At 71.4% G+C, this 12,776-nt stretch carries 15 protein-coding genes; 8 read left to right on the forward strand and 7 right to left on the reverse strand.

Translation table 11 applies throughout. The features are described from left to right. Positions 1 to 236: 236 nt before the first annotated feature. The gene (locus ACYVOM_RS02850; protein WP_460302338.1) at positions 237 to 1,031 is read left to right on the forward strand and encodes an alpha/beta fold hydrolase; all 795 of its coding nucleotides are present in this window, start codon (positions 237 to 239) and stop codon (positions 1,029 to 1,031) included. A 129-nt stretch (positions 1,032 to 1,160) separates the two neighbouring features. Continuing rightward, on the forward strand, positions 1,161 to 2,066 hold the full coding sequence (locus ACYVOM_RS02855; RefSeq protein ID WP_460301603.1) for an oxygenase MpaB family protein: 906 nt from the start codon (positions 1,161 to 1,163) through the stop codon (positions 2,064 to 2,066). On the opposite strand, the gene ACYVOM_RS02860 is transcribed toward ACYVOM_RS02855, so the two are convergent. The 3 genes from ACYVOM_RS02860 to ACYVOM_RS02870 are packed head-to-tail and all read right to left on the reverse strand — an operon-like array spanning position 2,063 to position 4,363. Beyond that, complete coding sequence (locus ACYVOM_RS02860; RefSeq protein WP_460301604.1) at positions 2,063 to 2,950, reverse strand: RecB family exonuclease; 888 nt, start codon at positions 2,948 to 2,950, stop codon at positions 2,063 to 2,065. The two genes, ACYVOM_RS02855 and ACYVOM_RS02860, sit on opposite strands and share 4 nt — an antisense overlap. Before the next feature lie 3 nt (positions 2,951 to 2,953). Next, positions 2,954 to 3,652, reverse strand: a complete 699-nt coding sequence (locus ACYVOM_RS02865) for an MBL fold metallo-hydrolase (RefSeq protein ID WP_460301605.1) — start codon at positions 3,650 to 3,652, stop codon at positions 2,954 to 2,956. A gap of 60 nt (positions 3,653 to 3,712) precedes the next feature. Further along, positions 3,713 to 4,363: a DUF6758 family protein gene (locus ACYVOM_RS02870; RefSeq protein WP_460301606.1), complete on the reverse strand. Its 651-nt coding sequence runs from the start codon at positions 4,361 to 4,363 to the stop codon at positions 3,713 to 3,715. An 80-nt stretch (positions 4,364 to 4,443) separates the two neighbouring features. Here ACYVOM_RS02870 and ACYVOM_RS02875 point away from each other — a divergent pair, with 80 nt between their 5' ends. Together ACYVOM_RS02875 and ACYVOM_RS02880 are read left to right on the forward strand one after the other, a co-directional pair. After that, entirely contained in the window at positions 4,444 to 4,815 is a 372-nt protein-coding gene (locus tag ACYVOM_RS02875) for an NUDIX hydrolase (protein WP_460301607.1), read from the forward strand. A gap of 42 nt (positions 4,816 to 4,857) precedes the next feature. Next, the gene (locus ACYVOM_RS02880; RefSeq protein WP_460301608.1) at positions 4,858 to 5,562 is read left to right on the forward strand and encodes a hypothetical protein; all 705 of its coding nucleotides are present in this window, start codon (positions 4,858 to 4,860) and stop codon (positions 5,560 to 5,562) included. Positions 5,563 to 5,567: 5 nt separating this feature from the next. On the opposite strand, the gene ACYVOM_RS02885 is transcribed toward ACYVOM_RS02880, so the two are convergent. Together ACYVOM_RS02885 and ACYVOM_RS02890 are read right to left on the reverse strand one after the other, a co-directional pair. After that, positions 5,568 to 7,199: a lysostaphin resistance A-like protein gene (locus ACYVOM_RS02885; RefSeq protein WP_460301609.1), complete on the reverse strand. Its 1,632-nt coding sequence runs from the start codon at positions 7,197 to 7,199 to the stop codon at positions 5,568 to 5,570. 34 nt (positions 7,200 to 7,233) lie between these two features. Further along, a complete protein-coding gene (locus ACYVOM_RS02890) occupies positions 7,234 to 8,178 on the reverse strand; it encodes an HpcH/HpaI aldolase/citrate lyase family protein (protein ID WP_460301610.1) in 945 nt (314 codons plus the stop codon). A gap of 109 nt (positions 8,179 to 8,287) precedes the next feature. On the opposite strand from ACYVOM_RS02890, the gene ACYVOM_RS02895 reads away from it, so the two are divergent. The 3 genes from ACYVOM_RS02895 to ACYVOM_RS02905 are packed head-to-tail and all read left to right on the forward strand — an operon-like array spanning position 8,288 to position 10,603. After that, entirely contained in the window at positions 8,288 to 8,803 is a 516-nt protein-coding gene (locus ACYVOM_RS02895; RefSeq protein ID WP_460301611.1) for a hypothetical protein, read from the forward strand. Positions 8,804 to 8,837: 34 nt separating this feature from the next. After that, on the forward strand, positions 8,838 to 10,106 hold the full coding sequence (locus ACYVOM_RS02900; protein ID WP_460301612.1) for a magnesium transporter MgtE N-terminal domain-containing protein: 1,269 nt from the start codon (positions 8,838 to 8,840) through the stop codon (positions 10,104 to 10,106). Continuing rightward, entirely contained in the window at positions 10,103 to 10,603 is a 501-nt protein-coding gene (locus tag ACYVOM_RS02905; protein WP_460301613.1) for a DUF1003 domain-containing protein, read from the forward strand. Before ACYVOM_RS02900 ends, ACYVOM_RS02905 begins: the two co-directional genes overlap by 4 nt. Here the strand turns inward: ACYVOM_RS02905 and ACYVOM_RS02910 are convergent. Then, positions 10,579 to 11,061, reverse strand: coding sequence for a MarR family winged helix-turn-helix transcriptional regulator (locus ACYVOM_RS02910; RefSeq protein WP_460301614.1), 483 nt, complete (start codon positions 11,059 to 11,061; stop codon positions 10,579 to 10,581). The two genes, ACYVOM_RS02905 and ACYVOM_RS02910, sit on opposite strands and share 25 nt — an antisense overlap. A 114-nt stretch (positions 11,062 to 11,175) precedes the next feature. On the opposite strand from ACYVOM_RS02910, the gene ACYVOM_RS02915 reads away from it, so the two are divergent. Next, positions 11,176 to 12,312: an Mrp/NBP35 family ATP-binding protein gene (locus ACYVOM_RS02915; RefSeq protein WP_460301615.1), complete on the forward strand. Its 1,137-nt coding sequence runs from the start codon at positions 11,176 to 11,178 to the stop codon at positions 12,310 to 12,312. 81 nt (positions 12,313 to 12,393) lie between these two features. Here the strand turns inward: ACYVOM_RS02915 and ACYVOM_RS02920 are convergent, their stop codons facing one another. Further along, positions 12,394 to 12,753, reverse strand: a complete 360-nt coding sequence (locus ACYVOM_RS02920) for a sec-independent translocase (protein WP_460301616.1) — start codon at positions 12,751 to 12,753, stop codon at positions 12,394 to 12,396. Positions 12,754 to 12,776 lie beyond the last annotated feature (23 nt).

Raw genomic sequence — 12,776 nt, forward strand, 5'->3', positions numbered from 1 at the left:
GGGTTCTTTAGGAATCCGCTTGATCCCCTTTCCGTATGGGATCAGGCGGATTCTTTGCATTTACTGACGCCTCAACGGACCCTTCGGACGTGCCCGACGCCAACCCCTTCCCTTTCGGGGACACGCAACGCGCCGCCCGGTTGGTAGGTTGAATCACCGTGAGCACGCCCCGGTTCCTGGAATTGCCCCCCGTCGTTCGCCGTACGACCCTGAGGACGACGCGCGGCGAGTTCGCCGTGCTCGAAGCCCTCCCGGTCGGAGAGCCCGAGCGTCAGCCGGCGCTTCTGGTACCCGGATACACCGGGAGTAAAGAGGATTTCCTCGGAATTCTGCAGACGCTGACGCGTGCGGGCCGGCGTGTCGTCGCCATGGACATGCGCGGGCAGTACGAGAGCCCAGGCACCCCCGACGACCCCGCGGCCTACCGGCTCGCCGCTCTGGGCGCCGACATCCGCGCGGTGGCCGAGCAGCTCGGCCCCGAACCCGTCCACCTCGTGGGCCACTCCTTCGGCGGCCTGGTGGCGCGGGAGGCCGTCCTGGCCGATCCGATGTCCGTCTCGTCGTTCACCCTGATGTCGTCGGGGCCCGGTGCGATCGGCGGCCAGTCGGCGGAGCGCGCGACCATGCTCCGCGAAGCCCTCGGCGCCCTCGGCATGAACGACATCTGGGAGATCAAGCTCGGCCCGGACGCGGTGGCCGCAGGCCGGCCGGGTCCGGTGATCTCGTTCCTGCGCGAGCGGGCGGTGCGCACCTGCCCGCGCGGCCTGATCGAGATGTCCCGGGAGCTGACCAGCGCGCCCGACAAGGTCGAGGACCTCTGCAAGGTCTGTGACGACGCCGACCTGCCGATCATGGTCCTGTTCGGCGAGGACGACGACGCCTGGGACCCGCGCGTCCAGGCGGCGATGGCCGACAGGCTGGACGCCGTCAGGGTCGTCATCCCGGGCGCGGCCCACTCCCCCGCCTGGGAGGCCCCGGAGACCACCGCGCACGCCCTCACGGACTTCTGGAACTCCGCCGAGCGCCACTGACGCTCCCGTGCCCGTCACGGCCCCGCGCCTCACGGTGCGGGGCCGTCGTCGTCTCCGGGAGGCACGTCCCCTGTCGCGGTCGTGGGCATAACGATACACTTACCTGACTTTGTCTCATGGAGGTGTGGGATGGCGGCTTCGGTGGCGGCTCCGGAGAGCGTGACGTGGCGAGTGCACATCGACCGGTCGATGTGGATCGGCGGAGTGCGGAGCCTCATGCTCCAGGCTCTGCACCCCATGGCCATGTGGGGTGTCTGGCAGAACTCGAACTTCCAGGAGGACCCCTTCGGACGGCTCCAGCGGACCGCCGACTTCGTCGGGGTGGCGACCTTCGGCAGCCCCGCGGAGATCGAGACGCTGGCGGCGCGGGTCCGGGGCATCCACCGCAGCCTGCGCATCCTCAACCACGACACCGGCAAGCGCGAACGGCTCGACCAGCCCGAACTGCTGCTGTGGGTGCACTGCGCGGAGGTCTACTCCTACCTGGAGACCGCCCGCAGGGCCGGACTTCCCCTTACTGACGCCATGGCCGACCGCTACCTCGACGAGCAGAGGCACACCGCCGAGCACGTCGGCCTGCACGCCGAGGACGTGCCGGGCAGCGTCAAGGAGATGGAGGCCTACTTCCGGGAGATGCGGCCCCAGCTCCGCGCCACCCGGGAGGCGCTGGAGACCGTGAAGTTCCTGGTCTGGCCGAACCTGCCGGAGAACCTCAGGTTCCTGGCGCCCGGCAAACCGGCCTACTTCCCCTTCGGCGCGCTCTGCTACTACACGCTGCCCAAGTGGGCGCGCGAGATGTACGGGACGCTCCCGGAGGTCCCGCAGCCCCTGGTGACGACGGCCCTGCGCTCGTTCCGGCTCGCCATGAACTCCGTGCCCGAGAACGTCCACGACTACGCGTTCATGAAGCCGACCCGCGAGATGCTGGAGCGCACCCGGCAGAACCTGGCGGCCGAAGGCTACGACCTGTCCAAGGGCCTCATCGGGCTGCGCGACCCGCGCCGCTGGCCCGCCGGGCGGCTCGCCCACGCCTAACGGGCGGCGGGCGCGTCCTCCAGAGCCGCCCAGGGCTGCTTGCGCGGCCCGGCGGCCTGCCCCTCGGGGCAGTGCCTGGCGTAGTCGCACCAGCCGCACAGCGGCCCGGGGCGGGGAGGGAAGACCTCGTCGTGACGGGCGTGCTCCACCCCGCCCTCCGGCGACCTGCGCGGCGCCGGTATGCGGGTCTTGTACGCCTCGTCGGCGTCGGCGCACTCCATGGCGAGCTGCTCCGCGCGCTGAAGGTGCCGGCCCAAGGACTCCTCGGTGTGGTCCCACGCCGCGACCGTGCCCGTGGGCAGGTGGTGGAGCTCGACCGTCCGGCAGGGCCGCCGCAGCACCCGGGAGGCCGCGATGGCGTACAGGGCGAGCGCCAGCGAGCCGCGGGCGTCGTCCGGGGTCAGGGGGCGGCGGCCGGTCTTGTAGTCGACGACGGCCAGGGCCGCGCCCCGGTGGTCGAGCCGGTCGATCCGGCCCGACACCGCGATCACCTCGGTGCGCGTGGCCACGGTCCGCTCGACCCCGGCCGGTTCCTGCGCCGGGTCCAGGCCCGCCGCGTAGTCCTCGACCATCGTGCGGGCCCGCGTGCGCCACTCCTGCGCCTGCGCGGCGTCACGGAAGCCGTCGGTGAGCCACCCGCGCGCCAGGAGGGCACCCGCCGCCTCGGGCGTGCGCTCGGCCTCAGGAAGCCGCCAGTAGGCGGCCAGCGCGTTGTGCACGGCCGCCCCGACGCTGTTGTGCGCCCAGGGCAGACCCTTGGCCGGTTGCGGCCGGTCCAGATACGTCATCCGGTAGCGGCGCGGGCAGTCCAGCCAGGTGTTCAGCCTGGACGGGGTGCACGGGTAGAGCCGCCGCGGCATGCCTTCCAGGCCGAGCTGCTCCACCCGTCAGGACTCGTCGGTCTCGGTGTCGGTGCGCGACAGCTCGTACCAGGACTCCCAGCGGTCGGCCTCGTCACCGACGGTGGTCTCCGCACCCTGGCCGGGCAGCACGCGGGTGTCGCGCGGAAGCTGGCCGTACTGGGCGCTGATGGAGTTCAGCTGGGTGTGCAGTTCGGCGTAGACGTCGCCGTACACGCCCGGACGGCCGCGCCACAGGGTGTTGCCCGAGAACAGCACGGACTCGCCCTCGCCGTACAGCGAGATGCTGCCGCCGGTGAAGCCCGGCGTGTGCAGGACCTCGAGCTGGACGTCGGCGATCTCGAACGCGCCACCCTCCTCGAGGTACTGGTCCGGCTCCAGCGAGCGGAGGTCGTCGTCCTCGGTCTCCTGCGCGAGCTTGCGGAAGTAGGTGCGCCACAGGGGGCGGTCGGCACGGTGCAGCATGATCGGCGCGTCGCCGCGCTCCTCGTCGGCGGAGACCTCCAGCACCGTGGACAGGACGTTGTCGCGTCCGTGCGTGCAGACCACGGCCATGACCTCACGCCCGTCGACGGCCTTGAGAATCGCCTCGGCGTCGTTGGCCGGGTCGATGACGATCACCGCCTCGTCGTCGCCGACGATCCATGTGTTCGCCTCGACGGTCAGGGTCTCGTCGTCGACCGTCACCGGTCCGCTGGTCACCACAGATTCAATGCGCGCAGTCACGGCGGAAGCCTATCCCGCCTTCGCCCGGAAAAGCACGGTCTCCGGGGGCTCTCGCGGGGGTCAGCCGCGGTCCTTTTTCTCCGGGGAACCGGTCAGACGCGGGCACGGGGCGCCGAAGGGCAGGTCTATCTCGATACCCGGCTCGCGCAGGTCGATGAGTTGGAGGCGATCAAGGATCATGACGCCCGCCTCGGCGGGCCACAGCACCGCCCAGAGCCATCGGCCCATGGCCTCTCCCGCGTACACGGCGCGGTCCGATGGGGCGTCCACGGCCCACAGAGCCACCGGACGGCCCTGCGCGGCCACCTTCGCCAGCGAAGGCCCCTCGTCGAAGGCGGGGCCCGGATCGGGCCCGTTGAGGCCCGCGCAGAAAGCGCCGAGTCCGACGCCCACCTCTTCAGCGATGAGGACCATGTCCGCCGGGCCGGCGGCGAGGCCGGGACCGGAGAGCGCCACCCCTGCCGCGCGGGTGCCGGAGTGCTCGTCTCCGGCCTTCAGGAAGCCTGTGACGAGCCAACCGGACGGCAGGGGCCAGGGGAGCCAGACCGGCACCTCCGCGTCCCTCCTGACCTCTGCCAGGCCCTCCTCGCTCGGCGGCAGCGGCGGGGCCAGCGGCAGGACCGGCCCGTGCGCGACGCAGGTCCACTCCCCGCCCGACCCGGGCGGGACCGCAGTTCCGCCGCAGCGGGGACAGAAGCGTTCAGATCCCACGACTACCCACGGTCGCCGTTCAGCGTCGGTAAGTCAAGAATGATTGCCTATCGAGTCCGGAAAGTCTTCTACTGGGGCGTATGCGATGCGTGGGGGCGGTGATCGTCCAGGACGGGAGGCTGCTGCTGGTGCGCCGGGGCCACCCGCCGGGCGAGGGCCTGTGGTCGATCCCCGGCGGACGGGTCGAACCGGGCGAGACCGACCACGACGCCGTCGTCAGGGAACTCGCCGAGGAGACCTCGCTCGTCGTGGAGCCCGGCGACCTGCTCGGATCCGTACGGATCGGCCCCTATGACGTCTTCGACTACCGGGCGCGGATCCTGGCCGGAGAGCCCCGGGCGGGCGACGACGCCGCCGATGTCCGGTGGATCCCCCTCGACCGCCTCGACGATCTTCCACTGACGGACGGATTGCGCGACGCGCTCCTGCTCTGGAAAGTCATCTCCGGGTAAAATCAGACGCCCACCGAAACGTTCCACAAGGGGGCACCGCCGATGCAGCGTCTGGAATTCCGGGCGGAACTGCCGCAGCGCAGGATCTACCTCGTTCTGGCCGGGGTTTATGTGATCCTCGGCCTTCTTCAGTTCACGGTCTCGGCCCCCGGCCTCGGCATCTTCTTCCTCCTGCTCGCCGGGGTGTTCGTCTTCTATTACTTCAAGTACGCGCAGTTCGGTCTCACCCTGACGCCCCAGGGCATCACCATGAACGGCTGGCAGACCCACACCTACGCCTGGCACGAGGTCGCCGCGGTCGACGGCGGCAAGTTCTGGTTCGCCGACCGCGTCACGCTGCGCCTGCACGACGGGACGAAGCGCCGCGCCTGGGCGCCGATGAGCGCCATCGGCATGGTCGACGCGCAGTTCCCGCTCAAGGTCCAGGGCATCCAGCAGTGGCACGCCCAGTTCGCCGGGGTCGCCCCGCAGGGGCCGCCCGCCGGGCAGCAGGGCCGGCCGCCGATCGCGCCGCAGCACGCGTTCGGGCAGCAGTTCGGCCAGCCGCAGCAGGCCCCCCAGGCGCAGCAGCCGCAGTACGGCCAGCAGCCCGGCCAGTTCGGCCAGCCGCAGCAGATCCCGCAGGGCCAGTACGGGCAGCAGCCCCAGTACGGACAGCCCGGCCCTCAGGCGCCGCAGCAGGCCCCCCAGCCCGCCGGCGAGTGGACCCAGGTGTTCGGCGTGCCAGGCCCCGACGAGCGCCGCTGAGCGCCTTACAGGCTCGGCTGAGGGGAGGTCGGCGCCCACACCGGCGGGGGAAGCTGCTTGCCGGGGGTGACCTCGGCGATGCCCATCCTGCGCCGCAGCCAGAGCACCGCCCCGACGAAGAAGACCAGCGAAGGGATGTCGGCGAGCAGGACGTACGCCGGCATCCCGCCCTGGACCAGCGCGTCGTCGAGTTCCCCCGCGAAGACCGGGGCGGCGAAGGCGACGAGGTTGTTGAGCACGTGCAGCGCGATCGTCGCCTCCAGGCCGCCCGTCTTGACCGCGAGCCAGCCGCAGGCGATCGCCCACAGCCCGATGTCGAGCATCGCCCAGCCGGTGTAGCCGTGGCCCGCGACGAAGAACGCGCTGCTGAGGACGATCGCGGGCCACGGTGTGGCGAACGCCTTGCCCAGCGCGCCGGTGAACCCGTTGCGGTAGGTGCCGTCAGGACGGGCGAGGGTGCAGCCGCCGATCGCCTGGAGCAGCCAGCCGCGGAAGACGAACTCCTCGGCCGTGGCCTGGAACGGCACGAGCAGCACGATGACCACGAGCGGCACCACGACGGCGGACCACCCTGGGAAGCCGGCGCCCTTCGCGGAGTCCTCGTCCCCGAAGGCCAGCGTCACGAACACCAGCAGGCCGTAGGAGATCACGACGTATCCGACCGCCACGACCGCGCACGCGCCGAGCCACTTCCAGCGCATCCGCCCGAGGACGGACACGACGGTGCCCGCGGGCCTCCGCGCGATCGCCCAGACGACGAAGGGGACCAGCGGCAGCCAGACGGCGATCATCACCAGCTGGGCGGCCAGGTCCTCGGTGGTGCTGCCGAACAGCTCGCTGCCGTCGCCCTCCCCGAACCTGGGCCCCTCGCCGGTGAGGACGAAGTGCCCGAGCATCCAGAACACCATGACGACCACGGAGGAGATCAAGAGCCCCGCGCCGAGGACGAGCGTGCCGACCAGCGGACGCCACCAGCTGTGCAGCCGCGTGCGGTCCATCCGATGGAAGGGCGTCCCCGGCTCCGGGCTCACGAGCCGGGGCCCGGCCTGCACATGGACGCCCGGCACGAAGTACCCGGGCCCAGGAGTCCCGTAGGCGCCGCCCCCGTAGGGCGCCCCCTGCGGCACGGCATGGGCGCCGGTCGCGTACGGCTGCCCCTGGGGCGGCCCGGAAGGCGCGTAGGGGCCCGCAGCGTACGGCTGGCCAGGAGGCGCGGGGTAGGAACCCGTCGCGTAGGGCTGGTTCTGAGGCGGGCCGGGAGGCGCGGCATACGGGCCCACCGCGTACGGCCGGCCCTGGGGTGCACCAGGGACGGGGCCGTAGGGCGGGCCCGGGTGAGGCTGCTGTGCGGGCGCGCCCGGACCGTGGGCGGGGCCCTGGCCGGGCAGGCGGTAGCCCGGGTTAGCGGGAGCGCCCTGCTCGGAGAGCAGGTAGCCCGGCGCCTCGGGACCGGATCCCGGCACGGGCGGGGGCTGCTCGGTGTGCTGCACCGGGTAGGTGTGCTCGGCCGGCCAGGAGGCCTGCGGCTCGGGCGGACCGAACGCGGGCCTCGGGTCCACCGGCGCCCAAGACGTGGCGGCCTGCTCGTCCTGCGTGCCCTCGCGCGCCGGGGGCGTCACGTCCTCGGGAGGCTCCATTGCAGCAGCGTAACCGGAGCCGCGAGGGCGGTGATCAGCTCCCCGGACGTTCGAACGACTTCGTGCGGGCCAGCCCCGCGGCCCGGCCCTTGGCCGCGATCACGAGGGCCATCTTGCGGGACGCCTCGTCGATCATCTCGTCGCCGAGCATGGCCGCGCCGCGCTTCTCGACGGTCGTGTAGTAGTCGTAGGCGTCGAGGATCAGCTCGGCGTGGTCGTAGTCCTCCTGTGCCGGGGAGAAGACCTCGTTGCCCGCCTCGATCTGCGAAGGGTGCAGCACCCACTTGCCGTCGTAGCCGAGTGCCGCGGTACGGCGGGCGGCCCTGGTGAACGCCTCGGTGTCCCGTACGTTGAAGTAAGGGCCGTCGATGGCTTGGAGGCCGAAGGCGCGGCACGCCATGAGGATGCGCATGTAGATGTAGTGGTAGGCGTCGCCCTCCGTGTATCCGGGCGGCTGCTCCCCCACGACGAGGGTCTTCATGTTGATCGACGCCATGAAGTCGCCGGGACCGAAGACGAGGGTCTCCAGCCGGGGCGAGGAGGCGGCGATCGCGTCGACGTCGATGAGGCCCCGCGCGTCCTCGATCTGGGCCTCGATGCCGATGCGGCCCGGCGCGAGCCCGTTGGCCCGCTCGATCTGGGTGAGCAGGGTGTCGAGCCACTGCACGTCGGCGGGGCGGGTCACCTTTGGCAGCATGACGCAGTCGAGAGAGTCGCCCGCGCCTTCGACGACTTCGATGACGTCCCGGTACGTCCACTCGGTGTCGAGTGCGTTCACGCGCACGACCTTGACCTTGTCGCCCCAGCCGCCCTCGCGCAGCGCCGCCACGACGAGTTTGCGCGCCTCGGCTTTGGCGCCGGGCGCGACGGCGTCCTCCAGGTCGAGGAAGATCTCGTCGGCGGCGAGCCCGCGGGCCTTCTCGATGAAGCGCGGGTTGCTTCCGGGGACGGCGAGGGTGGTGCGTCGCGATCGCTGCATGAGCCGGAGGCTACCGACCCGCCTCCTGCGCCGTCACGGCAGGTCGCCCTCCCGTCCGGGCGGTGCGCGCGATGCCTTGCGCGAGTGTGCCTTGCGCGATGATGAGGCCATGACGCAGAGCCCGGTGGACGCCGCCGCAACGCTGGACGAGGCGATGAAGAAGTCCGCGCTGGTCTGGATCGGACTGCCTCCCGCCCGGCCACGCCCCGCCTGGTACGTGTGGCTGAACGGCACGGCGTACGTGCTGACGGGCGGAGAGGGAGAGCAGCCTCTTCCGGGCCTTCCCGAAGCCTCCCGCGCGGAGGTGTCCGTGCGCAGCAAGGACAAGGGAGGCCGCCTGATCACCTGGACGGCCGACGTCGCCGAGGTGGAGCCGGGGTCCGAGGAGTGGGAGGAGCTGATGCCCCACCTGTTCAAGGCCCGGCTGAACGCCGCGCCGGACCGGGGCCCCGCCTACTGGGCGCGCGAGTCCTACCTGATGCGCCTCACCCCGAGCGGCGCCTATCCCGAGCTGCCCGGCGGCTACGCAGACTCCCCCGCCGTCAGGACCGTGGAGACCCCCGCGACGAACAAGACGGCCCGCCCGTTCATGGTCGGCGGACGACGCCGCGAGGTCGACCGATGATCGCCGGCTCGTTCCGCGGGGTAGGCACCACAGCATGAACTCCGGGCCTTCCAGGGTGTACCTCGCCCGTCTCGCGGGCATCGGCGTCTTCGACCCCATCGGCGACCAGGTCGGCCGGGTCCGGGACATCGTGGTGGCGCTGCGCCCCCTGGAACGCCCGCGGGTGCTCGGCCTCGTGGTGGACGTGCTGCCGGGCCGTCCGGTCTTCCTGCCGCTCACCCGCGTCACCACGTTCGACGCCAAGGCCGTCATCTTCAACGGCAGGCTCAACATGCGCCGGTTCGCACAGCGGCCCGCCGAGACGCTGGCGATCGCAGAGATGCTCGACCGACGGGTCTCCGTCGAAGGCGCCGAATACCTCCTGGTGGACCTGGCGATGGAGCGGATGCGCACCCGCGACTGGGAGATCACCAAGGTCGCGGTGCGCCGCGAGAAGGGGCCGCGCAGAGTGCGCGCCGAGACCCTGGTGTTCGAGTGGGAGGAGATCAGCGGGCTCGAGGTGCCCGCCGATCAGCAGGGCGCGGTCCAGCTCATCGCCGCGTTCGAGCGGATGAAGCCGGCCGACCTCGCGAACGTCATGCACGAGTTGCCCGCCAAGCGGCGCGGCGAGGTCGCCGCGGCCCTGGACGACGAGCGCCTCGCCGACGTGCTGGAGGAGCTGCCCGAGGACGACCAGATCGAGGTCCTCGGCAGCCTCGACGCGGACCGGGCCGCCGACGTCCTGGAGGCGATGGGGCCGGACGACGCGGCCGACCTGCTCGGAGAGCTGCCCGACGAGCAGCGCGAGCAGCTCCTGGCGCTGATGGAGCCGGAGGAGGCCGAGCCCGTCCGGCGCCTGCTGGAGTACGCCGACAACACCGCGGGCGGCCTGATGACGACCGAGGCGGTGATCCTGCCGCCGGACGCCACCGTGGCCGAGGCGCTCGCGCAGATCCGCAACCCCGATCTCAACCCCGCGCTCGCCGCGCAGGTGTACGTGGTGCGGCCGCCCACCGAGACGCCCACCGGCCGCTACCTGGGGACCGTCCACTTCCAGCGGCTCCTGCGCGACCCGCCTTCGACGATGGTCGGCGGCATCGTGGACACCGCGCTGTCTCCCCTGCGCCCGACGATGCCGCTTCTGGCGGTCTCAGGGCACCTGGCCACCTACAACCTCGTGTCCGCGGCGGTCGTCGACGAGGACGGCCACATGCTCGGCGCGGTCACGATCGACGACGTGCTGGACCACCTGCTGCCAGACGACTGGCGCGAGTCGCACATGGGCGACGAGCCCACCGACGACGACTCCCGGAGCACCCCGTGACGACGCCCCGCTTCCGCCTCGACCAGCCGCGCGACACCCGCAGGGGCCTGCGGACGCCGCGCTACGACGCCGAGGCCTTCGGCATCGCGGCCGAGAAGATCGCCAGGTTCCTGGGGACGGCGAAGTTCCTCGTCTACATGACGGTCTTCGTGGCCCTGTGGATCGCCTGGAACTTCCTCATGCCGGTGTCCTGGCGGTTCGACCCGTACCCGTTCATCTTCCTCACCCTGATGCTGTCGCTCCAGGCGTCGTACGCGGCCCCGCTGATCCTGCTCGCGCAGAACCGCCAGGACGACCGGGACCGCGTCCAGGGCGAGCAGGACAGGGCGCAGGCCGAGCGGACGATGGCCGACACCGAGTACCTGTCCCGGGAGATCGCCGGGCTGCGGCTGGGCCTCGGCGAGGTCGCCACCCGCGACTTCATCCGCTCCGAACTCCAGCAGCTGCTCAGGGACATGCGGGCCGAGGAGCGTCAGGCCGACAGCGCCACAGGGTGATCCGAGGCCAGCTTGCGCAGGATCGTCTCGAACTGGGCCATCTCGGCGGCGTCGAGGCGGCCGAGGAGGAGTTCGCGCACGCCGCGGTGGTGGGTGACCGTCGCCTGGTGCAGCCGCTCCCGTCCGGCGAGGGTGATCACCGCGAACAGGCCGCGGGCGTCGCTGGTGCAGGACTCGCGGCGGACCAGGCCGTCGCGCTGGAGCCGGTCGACGAGCCGGGTCAGGCCGCTGCGCGACAGCAGGACGCGGTCGGCGAGGTCGTTCATGCGCAGCCTCCCGTCGTGCTGCTCGCTCAGATGCTGGAGCACGTCGTAGGAGCCCAGCGCGAGATCGTGCTCACCGACGAGGTCCTGGTGCAGATGCCGCGAGATGCGCACCTGGGCGCGCAGAAGGGTGCGCCACACGGCGAGTTCTCGGGAGGTGATCGTCGAGCCGGGGAGGGTGCTCACGTCTGTCACGGGACCGATGCTAGGCGGCGGGCGGTTCCGCAAAGTGGTCCTTCGGTTGCGGTTGCGACACGGTCGGCTCGCCCCGCGTTCGCCCGCACTCCCCGCGTTCCATACCATGGACGCATGGCCTCCCCTTTGACGACCGAACAGGTGACCGCGGTCCTCGCCACGGTCCAGGACCCGGAGATCCGTCGTCCTATCACCGAGCTCGGCATGGTGAAGAACATCGAGATCGCCCCGGACGGCGCGGTGAGCGTCGGCGTCTACCTGACGGTCGCCGGCTGCCCCATGCGGGACAGGATCACCAAGGACGTGACGGACGCCGTCACCAAGATCGGCGCTTCTTCCGTCAAGGTCGAACTCGACGTGATGAGCGACGAGCAGCGCAAGGAACTCCAGACGATGCTGCGCGGCGGCCAGCCCGCCAAGGAGATCCCGTTCGCCAAGCCCAGCTCGCTGACCAAGGTCTACGCGGTCGCCAGCGGCAAGGGCGGCGTCGGAAAGTCCTCGGTGACGGTGAACCTCGCCGCGGCCTTCGCGGCGCTGGGCCGGAAGGTCGGCGTCGTGGACGCCGACATCTACGGCCACTCGGTGCCGCGCATGCTCGGCGTGGACGACCGCCCCACCAAGGTCGAGGACATGATCATGCCGCCGTCGGCGCATGACGTGAAGGTGATCTCGGTCGGCATGTTCACCCCGGGCAACCAGCCGGTGGTGTGGCGCGGCCCGATGCTGCACCGCGCGCTCCAGCAGTTCCTCGCCGACGTGTACTGGGGCGACCTCGACATCCTGCTCATGGACCTGCCGCCCGGCACCGGCGACATCGCGATCTCGGTGGCCCAGCTGCTGCCGAACGCGGAGATCCTCGTGGTGACCACGCCGCAGCAGGCCGCCGCCGAGGTGGCCGAGCGGGCCGGCGCGATCGCCGCGCAGACCCACCAGCAGGTCGCGGGCGTCATCGAGAACATGTCCTATCTCGTGTGCGACCACTGCGGCGAGCGGCAGAACGTGTTCGGCGAGGGCGGCGGCCAGACCGTCGCCGACGAGCTGACCAAGACCCTCGGCGCGCGGGTGCCGCTCCTCGGCCAGGTGCCGCTGGACGTGCGGCTGCGCGAGGGCGGCGACGAGGGCAAGCCGCTCGTCCTGTCCGACCCGGACGCCCCGGCCGCGGCCGAACTGCGCAAGATCGCCGAGAACCTGGCGGGCCGCAGCCGCGGTCTGCTCGGCCGCCAGCTCAGCGTCACGCCCGCCGGGCGCTGACCCCACAGCGAGACAAGACCGCCCGCTCCCTGGGAAGGGAAGCGGGCGGTCTCTTCGTTTTCGGGGTGTCCGCGGGGCGGATCAGGTGGCTTCGGAGTCGAACGGCGGGCGCTCGTCGGAGCCGAGCCGCCGCTCCGCGGCCAGCGCCGCGTACGACGGCAGGTCGTCGTCCTTGTCGAGGTCCTTGAGGCCCAAGGGGTCGTTCTCGCCCTCGAACAGATGCTTGCGCACGAAGTTCTTGGGGTTCAGGTCGCGCGGATCGAAGTCCTTGAACTCCGGACCCAGACCGTCCTTCAGATCGCTCTGGGCGGACTGCGCCATCTGCCTCAGCTGACGCAGCGCGCGCCCCGCCTGCTGGGCGTAGGAGGGCAGCTTGTCCCCGAAGATCACCAGCGCGAGAACACCGAGGACCAGCGCCTCGGGCAGACCCACATCGAACAACTGCGCCTCCATGCCGCGGGGGG

It is taken from the genome of Actinocorallia aurea (genome assembly GCF_054783995.1).